The organism is Streptomyces sp., assembly GCF_035645055.1.
In the GTDB taxonomy this organism is placed as follows: Bacteria; Actinomycetota; Actinomycetes; order Streptomycetales; family Streptomycetaceae; genus Streptomyces.
This window is the reverse complement of sequence record NZ_DASQNH010000069.1, coordinates 30,721-48,625: the sequence shown is the minus strand read 5'-3', so window position 1 is coordinate 48,625 and position 17,905 is coordinate 30,721. Positions and strand designations below refer to the sequence as shown.

16 protein-coding genes and 2 rRNA genes are annotated in these 17,905 nt (G+C 73.4%); 15 read left to right on the top strand and 3 right to left on the bottom strand.

The genetic code is table 11. The features are described from left to right. The 4 genes from VE614_RS22990 to VE614_RS22975 all read left to right on the top strand — a co-directional run. A 23S ribosomal RNA gene (locus tag VE614_RS22990) occupies window positions 1–119 on the top strand; the annotation flags it as partial. A gap of 104 nt (window positions 120–223) precedes the next feature. After that, a 5S ribosomal RNA gene (rrf, locus tag VE614_RS22985) occupies window positions 224–340 on the top strand. A gap of 146 nt (window positions 341–486) precedes the next feature. After that, window positions 487–1,611, top strand: a complete 1,125-nt coding sequence (locus VE614_RS22980) for a hypothetical protein (protein ID WP_324940313.1) — start codon at window positions 487–489, stop codon at window positions 1,609–1,611. Next, window positions 1,596–2,225 carry a hypothetical protein gene (locus VE614_RS22975; protein ID WP_324940310.1) on the top strand — a complete coding sequence of 210 codons (630 nt, stop codon included), beginning with the start codon at window positions 1,596–1,598 and terminating at the stop codon, window positions 2,223–2,225. Before VE614_RS22980 ends, VE614_RS22975 begins: the two co-directional genes overlap by 16 nt. Window positions 2,226–2,296: 71 nt before the next feature. Here VE614_RS22975 and VE614_RS22970 read toward each other — a convergent pair whose 3' ends face one another. Continuing rightward, window positions 2,297–3,589 carry a DUF1015 domain-containing protein gene (locus VE614_RS22970; protein ID WP_324940308.1) on the bottom strand — a complete coding sequence of 431 codons (1,293 nt, stop codon included), beginning with the start codon at window positions 3,587–3,589 and terminating at the stop codon, window positions 2,297–2,299. 77 nt (window positions 3,590–3,666) lie between these two features. On the opposite strand from VE614_RS22970, the gene VE614_RS22965 reads away from it, so the two are divergent. The 4 genes from VE614_RS22965 (at window position 3,667) to VE614_RS22950 (ending at window position 7,793) form a co-directional block, all read left to right on the top strand. Further along, window positions 3,667–4,695, top strand: coding sequence for an HAD hydrolase-like protein (locus VE614_RS22965; protein ID WP_324940306.1), 1,029 nt, complete (start codon window positions 3,667–3,669; stop codon window positions 4,693–4,695). Window positions 4,696–4,819: 124 nt separating this feature from the next. After that, a complete protein-coding gene (locus VE614_RS22960) occupies window positions 4,820–5,863 on the top strand; it encodes a FecCD family ABC transporter permease (RefSeq protein WP_324940303.1) in 1,044 nt (347 codons plus the stop codon). Continuing rightward, complete coding sequence (locus VE614_RS22955; RefSeq protein ID WP_324940300.1) at window positions 5,860–6,924, top strand: FecCD family ABC transporter permease; 1,065 nt, start codon at window positions 5,860–5,862, stop codon at window positions 6,922–6,924. Before VE614_RS22960 ends, VE614_RS22955 begins: the two co-directional genes overlap by 4 nt. Next, entirely contained in the window at window positions 6,921–7,793 is an 873-nt protein-coding gene (locus VE614_RS22950; RefSeq protein ID WP_324940297.1) for an ABC transporter ATP-binding protein, read from the top strand. Before VE614_RS22955 ends, VE614_RS22950 begins: the two co-directional genes overlap by 4 nt. Here the strand turns inward: VE614_RS22950 and VE614_RS22945 are convergent. Continuing rightward, a complete protein-coding gene (locus tag VE614_RS22945) occupies window positions 7,777–8,124 on the bottom strand; it encodes a sterol-binding protein (protein WP_324940294.1) in 348 nt (115 codons plus the stop codon). The two genes, VE614_RS22950 and VE614_RS22945, sit on opposite strands and share 17 nt — an antisense overlap. Before the next feature lie 41 nt (window positions 8,125–8,165). Between VE614_RS22945 and VE614_RS22940 the strand changes: the two genes are divergently transcribed. The 6 genes from VE614_RS22940 to VE614_RS22915 all read left to right on the top strand — a co-directional run bounded on the left by VE614_RS22940 (window position 8,166) and on the right by VE614_RS22915 (window position 14,391). Next, the gene (locus VE614_RS22940) at window positions 8,166–8,447 is read left to right on the top strand and encodes a hypothetical protein (protein WP_324940291.1); all 282 of its coding nucleotides are present in this window, start codon (window positions 8,166–8,168) and stop codon (window positions 8,445–8,447) included. Between the two features lie 7 nt (window positions 8,448–8,454). Continuing rightward, complete coding sequence (locus tag VE614_RS22935) at window positions 8,455–9,270, top strand: TlyA family RNA methyltransferase (protein ID WP_324940289.1); 816 nt, start codon at window positions 8,455–8,457, stop codon at window positions 9,268–9,270. Then, a complete protein-coding gene (locus tag VE614_RS22930) occupies window positions 9,267–10,172 on the top strand; it encodes an NAD kinase (RefSeq protein ID WP_324940286.1) in 906 nt (301 codons plus the stop codon). Before VE614_RS22935 ends, VE614_RS22930 begins: the two co-directional genes overlap by 4 nt. A gap of 255 nt (window positions 10,173–10,427) precedes the next feature. Next, window positions 10,428–12,149 carry a DNA repair protein RecN gene (gene recN / locus VE614_RS22925; RefSeq protein WP_324940322.1) on the top strand — a complete coding sequence of 574 codons (1,722 nt, stop codon included), beginning with the start codon at window positions 10,428–10,430 and terminating at the stop codon, window positions 12,147–12,149. 71 nt (window positions 12,150–12,220) lie between these two features. Beyond that, on the top strand, window positions 12,221–12,961 hold the full coding sequence (locus VE614_RS22920) for a hypothetical protein (protein WP_324940283.1): 741 nt from the start codon (window positions 12,221–12,223) through the stop codon (window positions 12,959–12,961). Window positions 12,962–13,254: 293 nt separating this feature from the next. Further along, the gene (locus tag VE614_RS22915) at window positions 13,255–14,391 is read left to right on the top strand and encodes a glycosyltransferase family 4 protein (RefSeq protein ID WP_324940279.1); all 1,137 of its coding nucleotides are present in this window, start codon (window positions 13,255–13,257) and stop codon (window positions 14,389–14,391) included. Window positions 14,392–14,508: 117 nt separating this feature from the next. Here VE614_RS22915 and VE614_RS22910 read toward each other — a convergent pair whose 3' ends face one another. Beyond that, a complete protein-coding gene (locus tag VE614_RS22910) occupies window positions 14,509–16,152 on the bottom strand; it encodes a PucR family transcriptional regulator (protein WP_324940276.1) in 1,644 nt (547 codons plus the stop codon). Window positions 16,153–16,375: 223 nt separating this feature from the next. Between VE614_RS22910 and VE614_RS22905 the strand changes: the two genes are divergently transcribed. Next, window positions 16,376–17,902, top strand: coding sequence for an APC family permease (locus tag VE614_RS22905; protein ID WP_324940273.1), 1,527 nt, complete (start codon window positions 16,376–16,378; stop codon window positions 17,900–17,902). Window positions 17,903–17,905: the final 3 nt, after the last annotated feature.

The window sequence follows — 17,905 nt, the reverse complement described above, 5'->3', positions numbered from 1 at the left end:
GGACTCCCACCCACTTGATGGGGTAAGGCTCCCAGTAGACGACTGGGTTGATAGGCCGGATATGGAAGCACGGTAACGTGTGGAGTTGACCGGTACTAATAGGCCGAGGGCTTGTCCTCAGTTGCTCGCGTCCACTGTGTTAGTTCTGAGACAACGACCGTTGTCGGCTTTGAGTAGAACGCATAACAGAAGAGTGTGCTTGTTCGCTCGAAACCATTAGGGTTTCGGTGGCCATAGCGTGAGGGAAACGCCCGGTTACATTCCGAACCCGGAAGCTAAGCCTTACAGCGCCGATGGTACTGCAGGGGGGACCCTGTGGGAGAGTAGGACGCCGCCGAACAATCTTTGGAGGACCCCTGGTCACCAGCGTTCAGCTGGGACCAGGGGTCCTTTTGTTTTTACAATGCATGCGGTACCGAAGACAGGAGTCACCGATGTCCACCAACTCTCCCGACGACCGTCCGGAGCGCGACCAGCGGCGCAGGGATGGTGGGGATCGCGGCGATCGCGGCGGTTTCCGTCGCGGCGGCGAGCGCAGCGACCGCGACCGTAACGACCGCGACCGGGGCGGTTACGGCCGTCGTGACGGCGGCGACCGCGGTGGCTACCGACGGGACGACCGAGGTGAGCGTGCTGACCGCGGCGACCGCGGCGGCTTCCGTCGTGACGACAGTCGCGGTGCCGGCTACGGCCCGCGCGATGACCGGCGGGACGACCGGCGTGGTGACGATCGCGATCGTGGACCGCGTCGGGACGACCGGGATCGTGGGTCCCGGGGAGACGACCGCGATCGTGGCTTCCGTCGGGATGACCGGCGGGATGAGCGCAGCGACCGTGGCGACCGGCCGGCTTTCCGGCGGGACGACAACCGCGGTGGCTACGTCCGACGCGATGACCGGCGTGATGACCGCCGTGACGGTGACCGGAGCGGGTTCCGTCGTGACGACAGTCGCGGTGCCGGCTACGGCCGGCGCGACGACCGGCGTGACGGCGGCGGGGACCGTGGAGGCTTCCGTCGGGACGACCGGCGTGACGACCGTGGCGATCGCGGGGGCTTCCGTCGTGACGACAGTCGCGGTGCCGGCTACGGCCGACGCGACGACCGGCGTGACGACCGGCGGGACGACCGCGACGGTGGGTTCCGTCGGGACGACCGGCGTGACGACCGCGGGGACCGTGGGGGCTTCCGGCGTGACGACCGGCGCGATGTTCGGCGTGACGATCGGCGTGACGACCGCCGTGACGACCGCCGTGACGACCGCCGGGATGACCGGCGGGACGGTGACCGTGGTGGGTTCCGGCGGGATGACAGCCGTGGTGAGCGCGGTGGTTTCCGTGGGCGGGACGACCGTGGAAGCCGTGGGCCGCGTCGGGACGACCGGGGCGGACGGCCCGGTGGATTCCGTGGCCGGGACGGCGACGACCGGCGGGGCGGCGGTGGGCGGTTCCGTGACGAGCGGGACCGTGACCGCGAGCCGATCAAGCGGCTGCCGATCCCCGAGGACGTCACGGGCGACGAGATCGACAAGGACGTTCGGCAGGAGCTGCAGAGCCTGCCGAAGACGCTCGCCGAGGATGTCGCCAAGAACCTGGTCATGGTCGCGCGGCTGATCGACGAGGACCCGGAAGGGGCGTACGGCTACGCCAAGGTCGCGCTGCGGCTGGCGTCACGGGTCGCGGCGGTGCGGGAGGCGGCCGGTTTCGCGGCGTACGCCAACCAGAAGTACAGCGAGGCGCTGGCCGAGTTCCGGGCGGCGCGGCGGATGACCGGGACCGTGGATCTGTGGCCGCTGATGGCCGACTGCGAGCGTGGGCTCGGGCGGCCGGAGAAGGCCCTGGACATGGCGGGTGCGCCGGAGGTGCACAAGCTGGACAAGGCCGGGCAGGTGGAGATGCGGCTCGTCGCGGCCGGCGCCCGGCGTGACATGGGGCAGCTGGACGCGGCCATCGTGACGCTGCAGAGCCCGGAGCTGGCCTCCAACGCCGTACAGCCGTGGACCGCGCGGCTGCGGTACGCCTACGCCGACGCGCTGCTCGCGGCCGGGCGGGACCGCGAGGCACGGGAGTGGTTCGCGAAGGCCGTGGAGGCCGACCGGGACGGCAGCACGGACGCGTCCGACCGGCTTGCCGAGCTGGACGGAGTGGAGTTCGTCGACGCGCTCGACGAGGACGCCGCGGGCCGTGAGCCGGGCCAGGGCGAGGGCGAGGACGACGCCCGCGACTGACGCGTAGCACGAGAGGGGCGGGACCGAAGTCGGTCTCGCCCCTTTTTCGTGCGCGTTCTCGGGTGCGCCGCTCAGCTGTCCAGGGCGCGCAGGACCAGGCCCGAGGCCGGTTTCGGGCCGAAGGACGTGGACTTGCGGGGCATGGTGACGCCCTGGCGGGCGAGGTCGCGGACGACCTCCTCGCGGACCGGGTGCATCAGCACGGCCGTACCGCCGTCGCGCTCCGCCTTGGCCACGGTGGCGGCGGCGTCGTGGATGTAGGCGATGTGGGCCGGGGAGTCCTCGGGGATGCGCCAGACGTGGTCGAGGAGGGTGGCGTGCAGGACGGTGGCGTCCAGGGAGCGCCAGGCCCCGGGGCGGTCGGCGGGGACGGTGCGGGCCAGCAGGGCCGGGTCCGGGCGGTCGACGAGGTGGAAGCCGCCGTCGCCGGCGAGGAGGTAGGCGTTGCCGTCGCGGGCGGCGTCGCCGAGGGCGGTCAGGGCCTCGGCGAGGGGTGCTTCGAGGTGGCGTACGCGGAACAGGCCGTCGAGGGCGGCGAGGGCGTCGGCGACCGGCAGGCCGTGCAGGAGACGGTGGATGGCGCGGACGCGCAGCGGGTAGCGCGCGGTGTCGACGAGCAGGACCAGGCCGTAGTCCCAGGGGCTGGGGGAGGGGTGCTCGGCGCGGAGCCGGCGGTAGGTCGCCCAGCGGTGGTGGCCGTCGGCGATGAGTGCCTGGTGGCGGCCGAGGTCGGCCTGGATCCTGGCGACGTCGGCGGGGGCGGTCACGGACCACAGGCGGTGGTGGAAGCCGTCCTCCGTGGTGGTGGCCAGGAGCGGAGGCAGGTCGGCTATGCGCTCGATGACGGCGGTGGTGTCGGCGGCCGAGCCGTTGCCGCGGTAGGTCAGCAGGAGGGGTTCGAGGTTCGCCTCGGTGGCGCGCATCAGGGCCGCGCGGTCGGCGACCACGTGCGGCATGACGTCCTCGTGCGGCAGGACCACGTGTTCCGACGGCTCCGAGACGCGCAGGGCGCCGATGACGCCCCGTTGCAGCAGGCCGGCGCCGTCTCGCTGCTCGTAGACGTAGAGGCCGGGCTCGGGGTCGGTGGTCAGGACGCCCTCCGCGAGCCAGCGGCGCAGGGTGACGGCGGCCTGCTCGTTGCGCTCGGTGGGGGTGGCCGCCTGGGGAAGTATGAGCCGGACGATGTTGTGGGGGTCAGCGGCCTCCAGGTGGTGCAGGCCGTCGGGGCGTACCACGACGTCGTACGGCGGGGATGTCACGGCTGCCAGGCTGCCGACCCGGTCGGGGTCGTAGCGCAGGCCTCGGAACGGGGTGAGTTCCAGGCCTCGGCGCACCTTTGCTTCCGAGTGACCTGCTGTGTTCATCCCGGCATCGTACGTGTGTCAGTGGCATGGGGGATGATCGGGGAAAGAGACCGGACGTGGACGAGGAGCGGTGTGCGATGAGCCAGGGCGTCAGGACGAGGCCCGCGGGCAGTGGGCGGGTGCTGAGCGAGGCGTACGACACGGCGCTGCTCGACCTGGACGGGGTGGTGTACGCCGGCGGGAACGCGATCGCGCACGCGGTCGAGTCGCTGGCGGCGGCCCGGGAGGGCGGGATGCACCTGGCGTACGTCACGAACAACGCGCTGCGCACGCCGGACGCGGTGGCCGCGCATCTGACGGAGCTGGGGATACCCGCGGAGGCGTCCGACGTGATCACGTCCGCGCAGGCAGTGGCGCGGCTGATCGCCGAGCAGGTGCCGGCGGGGGCGCGGGTGCTCGTGGTCGGTGGGGAAGGGCTGCGGGTGGCGCTGCGCGAGCGGGGGCTCGTCCCGGTGGAGTCGGCGGAGGACGAGCCGGCGGCGGTGGTGCAGGGGTACGGGGGCCCCGAGCTGCCGTGGGGGCGGTTCGCCGAGGCTTGTTACGCCATCGCGCGCGGGGTGCCGTGGTTCGCGTCCAACACCGATCTGACGATCCCCGGTGCGCGGGGGATCGCGCCGGGGAACGGGGCCGCGGTGGAGGTGGTGCGGATCGCCACCGGTGCCGAGCCGCGGGTGGCGGGGAAGCCGCTGCCGCCGATGCACCGGGAGACGATTCTGCGGACCGGGGCCGAGCGGCCGCTGGTGGTGGGGGACCGGCTGGACACGGATATCGAGGGGGCGTTCAACGGGGGTGTCGACTCGCTGCTGGTGCTGACCGGGGTGACGGACGGGGCGCAGCTGCTGGCCGCGGAGCCTCGGCATCGGCCGACGTACGTGGACGCGGATCTGCGGGGGTTGCTGACGGGGCAGCCCGAGGTGGCCGAGGCCGGGGGCGGGTTCCGGTGCGGGGGGTGGACGGCTACGGCGGGGGGTGAGCGGCTGGAGCTGGCCGGAGAGGGGGAGGCGCTGGACGGGTTGCGGGCGTTGTGTGCTGCCGCGTGGGCCGTGGCCGGGGAAGGGGCGTGTGAGTTGGACGCGGGGAAGGCGTTGGCGCGGTTGGGGCTGTGAGCGGGGAGCGGCTGCGGGCGGTCGACGGGGCGCTGGAGGCCGGTTTCGCGGGAACGGGGGTGTTCCGGGTGGTGCAGGAAGCTCCTGATCTTGATCGGTTGGCAGGGTAGGCTAACCTAACTGCGTGTTGGTTGAAAGTCCTCCCGAACCGCGCGCGGCGACCGCTCCCGCGCCCCCGAACCGCCGGGCGACACGGGCCGTCGGGTTGCTCGCCTCCGTGGTGATCCTGGTGATCGTCGCGCTGGCGAGCATCGCGATCGGTGCCCGCGGGCTGTCCCTGGATCAGGTCTGGCACGGCCTGTTCGAGGATTCGGGGACGTACGGGGACACGGTCGTGGCGGACCGGTTGTCCAGGACCCTGCTCGGTCTGCTCGCCGGAGCGGCGCTCGGTCTCGCCGGTGCCGTGCTCCAGGCGCTGACCCGCAATCCGCTGGCCGACCCCGGGCTGCTCGGCATCAACGCGGGTGCCTCCGCCGCCGTCGTCTCCGCCATCACCTTTCTCGGCGTCACCAGCCTGAGCGGCTATGTGTGGTTCGCGTTCTGCGGGGCCGCCGCGGTGGGCGCGCTGGTCTGGTTCCTCGGTGGCAGCCGGGGTGCCACGCCGGTGCGGCTGGCGCTGGCCGGCACCGCCATCAGCGCTGCCCTCTACGGCTATCTCCAGGCCGTGATGATCCTGGACGAGGCGGCGCTGGGCCGGATGCGGTTCTGGACGGTGGGGTCGCTGACGTCGGCCACCGACGAGACCATCGTCCAGGTGCTGCCGTTCATGGCGGTCGGCATGGTGCTCGCGCTGTGCCTGGCCCGGCCGCTGAACGCCATGGCCATGGGGGACGACACCGCCAAGGCCCTCGGCGCCAACCTCAACCGCACCCGGGCGCTGGCGATGCTCGCCGCGACCGTGCTGTGCGGAGCCGCGACCGCCGCCTGCGGGCCGATCGTGTTCGTCGGGCTGATGGTGCCGCACGTCGTGCGCTCCTTCACCGGCCCGGACCTGCGCTGGATCCTGCCGTACGCGACCGTCCTGTCGCCGGTGCTGCTGCTCGGCGCCGACGTCATCGGCCGGGTCGTGGCCCGGCCCGCGGAACTCCAGGTCGGCATCGTCACCGCGATCCTCGGCGGCCCGGTCTTCATCTTTCTGGTACGACGGCGGAGGACGGCGCAACTGTGAAGAGCGCAGAGAAAAGCGCAGAGAAGAGCACAGCCCGCGCCCTGCGGACCCCGGGCGGGCTGTCCGTGCGGGTGGATGCCCGGGCCGTCACGGTCGTCATGCTGCTGCTGGTCGCCGCGTTCGCCGCGAGCGTGCTGCTGATCGGCACCGGCGACTTCCCGATCGCGGCCGCCGATGTGCTGAAGACGCTGCTGGGCGGCGGGAACGCCGGACAGGAGTTCATCGTCAACGAGCTGCGGCTGCCGCGGGTCCTGGTCGGCCTGCTGGTGGGCGCCTCGCTGGGGCTCGGCGGCGCGCTGTTCCAGGCCATCTCCCGCAATCCGCTGGGCAGTCCGGACATCCTCGGCCTCGGGCAGGGGGCGACGGCCGGGGCGCTGGTGGTGATCGTGCTGTTCTCCGGCAGCGCCTCGGAGGTCACCATGGGGGCCCTGGTGGGCGGTCTGGTGACCGGTCTCGCCATCTATGTGCTCGCCTGGAAGCGGGGTGTGCACGGTTATCGGCTGGTTCTGGTCGGTATCGGTGTCTCGGCGATCGTCACGGCCGTCAACGGCTATCTGATGACCAAGGCCGACCTGGTCGACGCCTCCCGCGCCCTCGTCTGGATGACCGGCTCGCTCAGCGGCCGGGACTGGGCGCAGGTGTGGCCGCTGCTGGCGCTGTGCGCCGTCCTCGTCCCGCTCGTCCTCGCCAACGCGGGCGGGCTGCGGATGATGGAGATGGGCGACGACATCTCCCACGCTCTCGGGGTGCGCGTGGAACGCGTCCGGATGCTGCTGATGGTGTCCGCCGTCCTGCTCACCGCGGCCGCCACCGCCGCCGCCGGCCCGGTCAGCTTCGTGGCGCTCACCGCGCCGCAGCTCGCCCGGCGGCTGACCCGCTCGCCCGGCCCGAACCTGGTGCCGTCGCTGTGCATGGGCGCCGCGCTGCTGGTCACCGCCGACTGGGTCTCGCAGCGGCTGTTCGGCGCCGACCAGCTGCCCGTGGGGGTGGTCACCGGCGTCGTCGGCGGCGTCTACCTGCTGTGGCTGCTGGTCACCGAGCGCCGGGCGGGCCGGATATGAGCGCCCCCTCCCCGAACAACCGAAGGAGCACCGTGAACCGCCTGTCCGCCGAGAACGTCACCCTCGCCTACGACCAGCGGGTCATCGCCGAACAGCTCTCGGTGGAGATCCCCGACAACTCCTTCACCGTGATCGTCGGCCCGAACGCGTGCGGCAAGTCCACCCTGCTGCGGGCCCTGTCGCGGATGCTGAAGCCGACCCAGGGGCGGGTGCTGCTGGACGGGGAGGTCATCCAGTCCATGCCCGCGAAGAAGGTCGCCCGCACCCTCGGCCTGCTGCCGCAGTCGTCGATCGCGCCGGACGGCATCACCGTCGCCGACCTGGTCGGCCGCGGCCGGTACCCGCACCAGGGCCTGCTGCGCCAGTGGTCGAGCGAGGACGAGCGGGTCGTCCGGGAGTCCATGGCGCAGACCGGGGTGGCCGAGCTGGCCGACCGGTATGTCGACGAGCTGTCCGGCGGGCAGCGCCAGCGGGTGTGGATCGCGATGGCGCTCGCCCAGCAGACCCCGCTGCTGCTGCTCGACGAGCCGACCACCTACCTCGACATCCAGCACCAGATCGATGTGCTCGACCTCTGTGCCGAGCTGCACGAGGGGCAGGGCCGCACGCTCGTCGCCGTGCTGCACGACCTCAACCACGCCGCCCGTTACGCCACCCACCTCATCGCGCTGCGCGGCGGCGAGGTGATCGCCCAGGGCGCGCCCAACGACATCGTCACCGCCGAGCTGGTCGAGCGGGTCTTCGGGCTGCGCTGCCAGGTCATCGACGACCCGGAGACCGGTACGCCGCTGGTGGTGCCGGCCGCGCGCCCGGCCCGCGCGGGGGCCCGGGCACAGAGCGCGAAGGTGGCGGCTACAGCAGCTTCCTGAGCCGGAACAGGTCGGTCAGGCCCGCCTCCAGCTTCACCCGGCCCGAGCCCCAGGCCCGCGCGAAGTGCAGCTCGCCGTCGACCAGCGCGACCAGGTCGTCCCCGGTCATCGCGAGCCGGATCTGCGCCTTCTCGCGCGGCGGGCCCTGAAGGGTGTCGCGCACCTCGATCCGGCCGCCGGTCATCCGGCCGGCGAAGGTGACGTCCAAGTCCGTGATGTGGCAGCTCACCGAGCGGTCCAGGGCCGCCGCCTCGCGCACGCCCCCCTGGGAGTGCCGCATGTTGTCCGAGAGCTTGTCGAGTGCGCTGCGGCACTCCTCGATCGTGGCCATCGGATCGACGGTACCCCAGGGCTTCGGGGTAGCGTCGGGGCATGAACGACGAAGTGCCCGCAGTGGGGGTGCCGGTCCCGGCGGCGCCGGAGTCCGCGTACGACCCCGCCGCCCCGGCCCCGCTCGCCGTGCCCCGCACGCCCACCGGGAACGCCGACGTCGATGCCGCCCTGGACCGGCTGGCCGACGCCGACCACCTCGCCACGGACGGACACGTCGAGGTGTACGAGGATGTACACCGGGGGCTGCGCGACGCGCTCACCGCGCTCGACGCCCGCCCGGGACCTCCGGCGCCCCCGTCGACGTATGGCAATAGGAGCTGAACCGAACGTGGCAGGAGTCGCACGCCGCCGTCTCGACGCGGAGCTGGTCCGCCGCAAGCTCGCGCGCTCGCGTGAGCACGCCAGCCAGCTGATCGCCGCCGGGCGGGTCACCGTCGGCAAGACCGTCGCGACCAAACCCGCCACGCAGGTGGAGACCGCGGCGGCCATCGTCGTCGCCTCCGACGACAACGACCCCGAGTACGTCTCCCGGGGCGGGCACAAGCTCGCCGGGGCGCTGAAGGTCTTCGTGCCGCAGGGGCTGGCCGTCGAGGGGCGGCGGGCGCTGGACGCCGGGGCGTCCACCGGCGGCTTCACGGATGTGCTGCTGCGCGCGGGCGCGGCGCACGTCGTCGCCGTCGACGTCGGCTACGGGCAGCTGGCCTGGACTCTGCAGAGCGATGAACGCGTCACCGTCAAGGACCGTACCAACGTACGGGAGTTGACGCTCGAGGCGATCGACGGAGAACCTGTGGACCTGGTCGTGGGGGATCTCTCCTTCATCCCGCTCGGGCTGGTGCTGCCCGCGCTGGTGCGGTGCGTGCGCCCGGACGCCGATCTGGTGATGATGGTCAAGCCGCAGTTCGAGGTGGGGAAGGAGCGGCTGGGCAGCGGGGGTGTCGTACGGAGTCCGGAACTGCGGGCGGAGGCCGTGCGCGCGGTGGCCGGGAAGGCGTGGCAACTGGGGCTCGGGGTGCGGGGCGTCACCGCCAGTCCGCTGCCCGGCCCTTCCGGGAATGTCGAGTACTTTCTGTGGCTGCGGGCCGGTGCTCCGGAGCTGGACCCGGCCGACGTTGACCGTGCAGTGGCGGAGGGGCCGCGTTGACATCGAACCGAGCTCGTACTGTTTTCCTGCTGGCCCACACCGGGCGTCCGGCAGCCATTCGCAGCGCCGAGCTCGTGGTGAAGGGGCTCCTGAGGTCCGGGATCGGGGTGCGGGTCCTGGAGGACGAGGCCCGGGATCTGCCGCTGCCGGACGAGGTCGTGCTGGTCAAGGAGGCGACTCCGCAGTGCCTCGACGGGTGCGAGCTGCTGATCGTGCTGGGCGGGGACGGCACCCTGCTGCGCGGGGCGGAGTTCGCGCGGGCGTCCGGGGTGCCGATGCTCGGCGTCAACCTGGGGCGAGTCGGATTCCTCGCGGAGGCCGAGCGGGACGACCTGGACAAGGTCGTCGACCGGGTGGTGACCAGGGCGTACGAGGTCGAGGAGCGGATGACCGTCGACGTCGTCGTGCACAGCAACGGCGACATCGTGCACACCGACTGGGCCCTCAACGAGGCGGCCGTGCAGAAGGCCGGCGCCGAGAAGCTGCTGGAAGTCGTGCTGGAGATCGACGGGCGGCCGGTGACCGGGTTCGGGTGCGACGGCATCGTGCTGTCCACACCGACCGGATCGACCGCCTACGCGTTCTCCGCGGGCGGGCCCGTGGTGTGGCCCGAGGTGGAGGCGCTGCTGATGGTGCCGATCAGCGCGCACGCGCTGTTCGCGAAGCCGTTGGTGACCTCGCCGGATTCCGTGCTCGCGGTGGAGGTGCTGCCGCACATCCCGCCGGGCGTGCTGTGGTGCGACGGCCGGCGGACGGTCGAGCTGCCGCCGGGGGCGCGGGTGGAGGTGCGGCGGGGGGCCGTGCCGGTGCGGCTGGCCCGGCTGCATCACGCGTCGTTCACGGATCGGCTGGTGGCGAAGTTCGCGTTGCCGGTGTCCGGGTGGCGGGGGGTGCCGCACTAGGCCTTTCGTTCGGATCAGCCCGGCTGTGAGGTCGGGCGCCTCTCGGCCCCCGCGACGCCGGGGTGATCCGGACGACAGGCCTGGCCCAGGCGTCGTGCGCCATCCGGGAGGGGCTCCTCCTCGGCGGGTGCGGGTCGTCCGTGGCCTGTCGCGCGGTTTCCCGCGCCTCGTGGAGGTGGGTCCACCCGCCCGGGTGACAGGGCACCTCGCACTCCCCGACCCGGACCTCGTAAGGTCGTGTCCGTGTTGGAGGAGATGCGGATACGGTCGCTCGGAGTCATCGACGACGCCGTTGTCGAGCTGTCGCCGGGATTCACCGCTGTCACCGGTGAGACGGGCGCGGGCAAGACCATGGTGGTCACCAGCCTGGGCCTGCTGCTCGGTGGGCGCGCGGACCCGGCGTTGGTGCGGATCGGTGCCGAGAAGGCGGTCGTCGAGGGACGGATCGCGCTGTCGGCGGACGCCTCCGTGGCCGTACGGGCCGAGGAGGCCGGGGCCGAGCTGGACGACGGGGCGCTGCTGATCAGCCGTACCGTCTCCGCCGAGGGGCGGTCGCGGGCGCATCTGGGCGGACGGTCCGTGCCGGTGGGGCTGCTCGCCGAGCTGGCCGACGAGCTGGTGGCCGTGCACGGGCAGACCGACCAGCAGGGACTGCTGAAGCTGTCCCGGCAGCGGCAGGCGCTCGACCGGTACGCGGGGGACGCGGTCGCCGTCCCGCTCGCCAAGTACGGCGAGGCGTACAAGCGGCTGCGGGCCGTCTCGGCCGAGCTGGACGAGATCACCACGCGCGCGCGTGAGCGGGCCCAGGAAGCCGACATGCTGCGCTACGGGCTCGACGAGATCGCCGCCGTCGAACCGCGCCCCGGAGAGGACACCGAGCTGGCCGAGGAGGCCGAGCGGCTGGGACACGCCGAAGCGCTGGCGTCCGCCGCCGCGGCCGCCCACGCCGCCCTCGCGGGCAATCCCGAGGACCCCGAGGGTGTCGACGCCTCCACGCTCGTCGCGGGCGCACACCGGGCCCTGGAGGCCGTGCGGTCGCACGATCCGGCACTGGCCGCGCTCGCCGAACGCATCGGGGAGATCGGGATCCTGCTGGGCGACGTCGCCGGGGAGCTGGCCGGGTACGCCGACGATCTCGACGCCGATCCGCTGCGGCTGGCCGCGGTCGAGGAGCGGCGGGCCGCGCTGGGCGCGCTGACGCGGAAGTACGGCGAGGACGTGGCCGCGGTGCTGGCCTGGGCCGAGCGGAGTGCCGCGCGGCTGACCGAGCTGGACGGCGACGACACGCGGATCGAGGAGCTGACCGCCGAACGGGACGCGCTGCGCGCCGAACTCGGCGGGCTCGCGCAGGCGCTCACCGACGCGCGGACCGAGGCCGCCGAACGGTTCGCCGCCGCCGTCACCGCCGAGCTGGCCTCGCTGGCCATGCCCCACGCGCGCGTGTCCTTCGACATCCGGCAGACCGAGGACCCGGAAGGCGTCGAGGTCGGCGGGCGGACCGTGGCGTACGGGCCGTCCGGCGTCGACGAAGTCGAGCTGCTGCTCGCGCCCCACCCGGGGGCGCCCGCGCGGCCCATCGCCAAGGGCGCCTCCGGCGGTGAGCTGTCCCGGGTCATGCTGGCCGTCGAGGTCGTGTTCGCCGGGACCGATCCCGTGCCGACGTACCTCTTCGACGAGGTCGACGCGGGAGTCGGCGGCAAGGCCGCGGTCGAGATCGGGCGGCGGCTGGCGCGGCTCGCCAAGACCGCGCAGGTCGTCGTGGTGACGCATCTGCCGCAGGTGGCCGCGTTCGCCGACCGGCAGTTGCTGGTGGAGAAGACCAACGACGGATCGGTGACGCGGTCCGGGGTGAAGGTGCTGGAAGGGGAGGAGCGGGTTCGGGAGCTGTCCCGGATGCTGGCGGGGCAGGAGGATTCCGAGACCGCTCGGGCGCACGCGGAGGAGCTGTTGGCGGCGGCGCGGGTGGACGCGGAGTAGCTTTCGGGGTGCTCCGCACCCCCGTTCCCGGCCCGCTCCGCGGGCTCCCAGCCGGGCCCTAGGGTGAGGGCATGATCGTTTCGCTTGGGGGTTCCGCCCTGCTCACCCGTGCCGTCACCGCCCTCCTCCGCTCCACCACCCCCGCCGGCCACCCCCACTGGCACCGTGCCAACCACGCCGGCCGCGCCGTCGAGCTGTACGCCGGGCCCGCCGCCGCGGTCGCCACCGCGCTCGCGGCCGGGCGGGTGCGGCCCGTCGCCGGGGTCGCCGTGGCGGTCGCGGGGGCCTGTGGGGCGTACGACGACTTCGCGGGGGCCGGTGATCCGCGGCGCGGGTTCCGCGCGCATCTGTCCGCGCTCCGGGACGGCGAGGTCACCAGCGGTGCCGTGAAACTGTTCGGGATCTCGGCCGCCGGGCTGCTCGCGGGAGCGCTGATGAAGGAGCGGGTGGCCGACAAGGTGCTGGCGGGAGTGGTGATCGCCGGGGCCGCGCACCTGGTGAACCTCGTGGACGTGCGGCCGGGGCGGGCCGCCGGGGCCGTGCTGGCGCTCGGGGCGCCGGGGCTGCTGCGGAAGGGGGCGGGGGCCGGGCTGGCCGCTGCCGCGATGGGGGCCGCGGGGGCCGTGCTGCCGGACGACCTGGGGGAGCGGGCGATGATCGGGGACGCGGGAGCGCATGCGCTGGGCGCGGCGCTGGGGGCCGCGGTGGTCGCGGGGAGCGGGCGCGCGGGGCTGGTCGCCCATGCCGCGGCCGTGGTGGCCGCCGCCGTGTGCGGGGAGCGGGTGAGTGCGCTAGCGGGCGCGCGGGGGTGAGCCCCCGCCGCCGCGGTGCGGGGCGCCGGGCCACGGGTGGGGACCGGGTCACGGGTGAGGGCCGGGGGTCACCCGCGCGCGTCGCCGGTTCACTCGTGTGGGGGATGTGACATGGCGCGTTGCCGCCGGGCCGGGCGGCGCTCGGGTGTGCGGTGGTCCCGGAACGGGCGTACGGGCTGGCATCCTTGACGGGTAGGGAAGGCGCCGCGCGGTACACCCCCTCCGCCCGATCCTTCTGTACGTTTCTCCGTGACCGTCGTGATCTACCGACGCCGAATCAGGAGCCCGGCCACGTGACCCCCGTGAGCAGCCACTCACCGCACGGCCAGTCGCCGCTGCGCACCGTGCAGGTGCTGGGCGGAGGCAACGCCGGCAGCAGCGCGCATGTGCGTTCGCTGGCCGCGGGGCTCGTCGCACGGGGCGTGCGGGTCACCGTGTGCGCCCCCGCCGGGGCCGATCACACCTACGATTTCACCGGCGCCGGCGCCGACCACGTGCATGTGCCGCGCAGCAGCGACCCGGTGTCCGTGGCCGCCCTGCGGGCGGCCTGCGCCGACGCCGACCTGGTGCACGCGCACGGGCTGCACGCCTCCTTCCGCGCGGCGCTCGCACTCAGCGGCAAACACGTTCCGCTGGTCGTCACCTGGCACAACCGGCCGTATGCCGAAGGGGCGCGCGGGCATCTGCTGCGGGTGCTGGAGCGGCGGGTGGCGAAGGCCGCCGCCGTCGTGCTGGGCACCAGCTCGGACCTGGTGGACCGGGCGCGCCGCACCGGCGCGCGGGACGCGCGGCTCGCCGCGGTGTCCCTGCCCGGCCCCCGTACGCCGGTGGAGCGCGGCGACCCGGACCGGCAGCGCTCCAAGGTGCGGGCCGAACTCGGGGCCATCGGGCGGCCGTTGCTGCTGGCGGTCGGCTCACTGGACCGGCAGCGCGGGTACGACCTGCTGCTGGACGCCTCGCGCGCCTGGCGGGCGCTGGATCCCGGGCCGGTGGTCGTGGTCGCGGGCGAGGGGCCGCTGCGGGCGGAGTTGCAGGGCCGCATCGAGGGCGAGCGGCTGCCCGTGCGGCTGGTCGGGGCGCGCGACGATGTCGGGGCGCTGCTCGCGGCGGCCGATCTGGTGCTGCTGCCGAGCTGCCGGGAGTCGCGGTCCGTGCTGGCGCAGGAAGCCCTGCACGCGCGCGTGCCGGTCGTCGCGACCGCCGTCGGCGGGATCCCCGAGCTGGTCGGGGACGCGGCGGAACTGGTACCGGCCGGGGACGCGGAAGCCTTCGCCGAGGCCGTCGTACGGCTGCTCGGGGATCCGGAGCGGCGGCAACTGCTGCGGGAGCGGGGCGTGCGGCAGGCGGCGACCTGGCCGACGGAGGACGAGACCGTCGCGCAAGTACTCAGTGTCTACGACGAGTTGACGCAGCCTCGGCCGCTGGCCTGACCGGGGCCCCGGCCGGTCGTCCGGTACGTGCCTCGGCCGGCCGTCTCACCCGTCCCCGCCGTCTCACCCGTCCCGGCCGTCTCACCTGTCCCGGCCCTCTCACCCGTCCCGGCACTCTCACCCCACGTGCCGGCGAGCCCGCAGCGCCAGGCTCAGGGCCAGCACCGTCTGGGGGTCGTCCAGGTCGGTGCCCAGGAGTTCGCCGATGCGGGCGAGGCGGTTGTAGAGGGTCTGGCGGTTCAGATGCAGTTCGCGGGCCGTCTCCGCCTTGCGGCCGGCGTGGGCCAGGTAGGTCTCCAGGGTGGGCAGCAGCGGGGGCCGGGCGCGGCGGTCGTGGTCGCGGACGGGACCGATCGCGCGGTCCACGAAGGCCGCGAGGTCGGGATGGTCGCGCAGGCGCCACAGCAGCAGGTCGATGTCGAGGCGCCGGGCGTCGTACCAGGGCCGGTCGGTCAGGCCCTGGGCCGCGGTCGCCGTCTCCGCCGCGTGCCGCAGCCCGGCGGAGGCCGCCGCCCAGCCGCCGGCCACCCCGACGACCACCACCGGCGGCGGGGCGCCCGGCCGCTGGATCCCGGCGCGCTCCACCCCGGCCCGCAGCGCCGCCGCGACCCGGTCGGCGACCGCCGAGCGTTCCGGCTCGGAGCGCAGGCCGAGCAGGAGGGGGACCCGGCCCTCCACGGGGCGTACGCCGAGGAGGACGGGTACGCCCACCGCCGCCAGCTCCTCGGCGACCGCGCGGGCGAGGACCGCCCAGCCCCCGCCGGGGGAGAGGGTGTCGCCCAGCCGCATCACCACCGGCAGCAGCGGGCTGTCGCCCGGCTTGAAGCCCAGGACGCGGGCCTGGGCGGGGGCGTCGTCGGCGGCGATGCGGCCCTCGGCGAGGTCGGTGAGGAAGTCGCCGCGTCCGCGCGCGGCCAGCTCCTCCTCCTGGCGGGCCTGCATCAGGACGACGGCGAGGATGCCCGCGGCGCGTTCGGCGGCGATGCGGTGCACCGGCGCGAGCGGGGCGCGGACCGGCAGCAGGACCAGGCGGGCGCGGACCGAGCCGGTGCCGGGGCCGCCGCCGGGTACGTCGACGAGGACCGAACCGGCCGGTGGCGGCGCGTCCTTGTGCTGGCCGCGCAGGCCTTCCCAGACCTGGAGCGGGTCGGCGCCCTCGGGGCCGGCGCCGGCGGCGTAGAGCAGCTGGCCGTCGGCGGTCTCCAGGAAGACCGGGTTGGTGCCGAAGTGGGCGAGGATGCCGAGGACCTGGGGGACTCCGCCGCCGCCGAGCAGGGCCTCGGTGCAGCGGCGGTGCACCTCCTCGGCGCGCTGGAGCAGGGCGTAGTGGCCGTTGACGATCTCGGTGTGGATCTCCTCGGTGACCGTCACGAACGGCACCTCGCGGTGCAGCTGGACCAGGGGGAGTCCGGCGGCGCGGGCCGTTTCGACGAGGGCGGCGGGCAGCCGGGTGAAGCGCGGGCCCAGCTCGACCACCAGGGCGGCGATGCCGCGTTCGGCGAGGGTGCGGACGAAGGCGCGCTGTTCGGCGGGGCGGGTGCCGAGGCCGTAGCCGGTGGTCAGGAGCAGTTCGCCGCCCTTGAGCAGGGAGGCGATGTTGGGCACCTCGCCCGCGTGCACCCAGCGCACGGTGCGCTGCAGCCGGTCCGCCCCCGCCAGCACCTCGGGCAGGCCGCTGCGCAGGCCCGGCAGCTCCAGGGCGCGCTGCACGGTGATGCCGGCGCCCTGGCTGTCCAATCGGTGGTCCGTACGGCTGTCCATGCAGCGGACGGTACCGGCGGGCGTGTTCCGGCGACATCTCCGGACGGTTACGGGAACGATCACCGGCCGCTTTGGCCCGACAATGCGTCGCCCCCGGCGCCGAATTGCACGACCCCGTGTCTGTTGTGGCGTGCGTCACTCTGCCGCAACACTGTCGCATTCGCAGTGCAACCCCCGAGCAGCCTTCGGATTTCGTTGTGACGGTCCTTTGAGAGGGGCGGGAATGGCAGAAACACCCACGGGAGAGCACACACCCACGCGAGAGGTGCATCGCCTGAAGGCGAACTCCGTGGGCTTGGTGGGCGTGGTGTTCATGGCGGTGGCGACCGCCGCGCCGATCACCGCGATGACCGGCAACCTGCCCATCGCGGTCGGCTTCGGCAACGGCACCGGCGCGCCGGCCGGCTATCTTTTCGCGACGCTGGTGCTGACGGTGTTCTCGGTCGGCTATGTCGCCATGGCCCGCCGGATCACCGCGGCGGGCGCCTTCTACGGCTACATCTCGCACGGCCTGGGCCGCATCGCCGGCATGGCCTCCGGGATGCTGGCCGTGCTGGCGTACATCGTCTTCGAGGCGTCCATCGTCGGCGTCTTCTCCTACTTCGCCCGGACCACCGTCGAGGACCAGCTCGGCCTCGACCTGCCGTGGATCGTCTACGCCGCCGCGATGCTGCTGGTCACGGCCGTGCTGTCGTACTTCGACATCAACCTGACGGCGAAGGCGCTCGGCGTGATGCTGATCGCCGAGATCGCCGTGCTCTTCGCCGTCGCCACCGCCGTGCTGCTCAAGGGCGGCGGCCCGGACGGCATCCCCGTCGAGCCGATCAACCCGGCGAACGCCTTCACCGGGACCTCCGCCGGGCTCGGCCTGTTCTTCGCGTTCTGGTCGTGGGTCGGCTTCGAGTCGACGGCGATGTACGGCGAGGAGTCCCGCGATCCGAAGCGGGTCATCCCGCGCGCCACCCTGATCTCCGTGGTCGGCGTCGGGCTCTTCTACATCTACGTCTCCTGGATGACCATCGCGGGCAACGGCCTCAAGGGCTCGGTCGAGGCCTCCTCCGGGAGCAGCCCGCTCGACCTGTTCTTCGACCCGGCGCACAGCTTCATCGGCGCCTGGGCGGTGGACGCCTTTCAGTGGCTGCTGATCACCGGGTCCTTCGCCTGCGGTATGGCCTTCCACCAGTGCGCGGCCCGCTATCTGTACGCCATCGGCCGCGAGGGCTTCCTGCACCCCGCGCTGGGCCGCACCCACGCCCGCCACGGATCGCCGTACGTCGCCTCCTTCGTCCAGTCGGTCATCGCGGTCGCGCTGGTCGGCGCCTTCTGGCTGACCGGGCAGGACCCCTACATCCACCTGTACACCCTGCTGGCGATCCTCGGCACGATGGCGATCCTCATCGTGCAGACCCTGTGCTCGTTCGCCGTCATCGGCTACTTCCGCAGGAACCACCCCGAGGACCGGCACTGGTTCCGCACCCTGACCGCCCCGCTGCTCGGCGGGATCGGCATGATCGCGGTCGTGGGGCTGCTGGTGGCCAACCTGGACACCGCGGCCGGTACGGCGGCCGACTCGCTCTTCTTCGAGGCCATCCCGTGGATCGTCGGGCTGGTCTTCTTCGGCGGCCTGGGCCTCGGCTGCTACCTCAAGGCCCGCCGCCCCGAACGCTACGAGGTCATCGGCCGCATCGTCCTGGAGGACGCGGCCGAGCGCACGGACGACGACATCGAGCAAGCAACCGCCACCGTCTGAGGA

What these genes read in the sequence shown, in the direction of transcription:
- VE614_RS22980 (WP_324940313.1), top strand. Translation starts at nt 487, where the DNA reads ATGGTGGGGATCGCGGCGATCGCGGCGGTTTCCGTCGCGGCGGCGAGC.
- VE614_RS22975 (WP_324940310.1), top strand. Translation starts at nt 1,596, where the DNA reads ATGGTCGCGCGGCTGATCGACGAGGACCCGGAAGGGGCGTACGGCTAC.
- VE614_RS22970 (WP_324940308.1), bottom strand. Translation starts at nt 3,589, where the DNA reads ATGAACACAGCAGGTCACTCGGAAGCAAAGGTGCGCCGAGGCCTGGAA.
- VE614_RS22965 (WP_324940306.1), top strand. Translation starts at nt 3,667, where the DNA reads ATGAGCCAGGGCGTCAGGACGAGGCCCGCGGGCAGTGGGCGGGTGCTG.
- VE614_RS22950 (WP_324940297.1), top strand. Translation starts at nt 6,921, where the DNA reads ATGAGCGCCCCCTCCCCGAACAACCGAAGGAGCACCGTGAACCGCCTG.
- VE614_RS22945 (WP_324940294.1), bottom strand. Translation starts at nt 8,124, where the DNA reads ATGGCCACGATCGAGGAGTGCCGCAGCGCACTCGACAAGCTCTCGGAC.
- VE614_RS22940 (WP_324940291.1), top strand. Translation starts at nt 8,166, where the DNA reads ATGAACGACGAAGTGCCCGCAGTGGGGGTGCCGGTCCCGGCGGCGCCG.
- recN (WP_324940322.1), top strand. Translation starts at nt 10,428, where the DNA reads ATGCGGATACGGTCGCTCGGAGTCATCGACGACGCCGTTGTCGAGCTG.
- VE614_RS22920 (WP_324940283.1), top strand. Translation starts at nt 12,221, where the DNA reads ATGATCGTTTCGCTTGGGGGTTCCGCCCTGCTCACCCGTGCCGTCACC.
- VE614_RS22910 (WP_324940276.1), bottom strand. Translation starts at nt 16,152, where the DNA reads ATGGACAGCCGTACGGACCACCGATTGGACAGCCAGGGCGCCGGCATC.
- VE614_RS22905 (WP_324940273.1), top strand. Translation starts at nt 16,376, where the DNA reads ATGGCAGAAACACCCACGGGAGAGCACACACCCACGCGAGAGGTGCAT.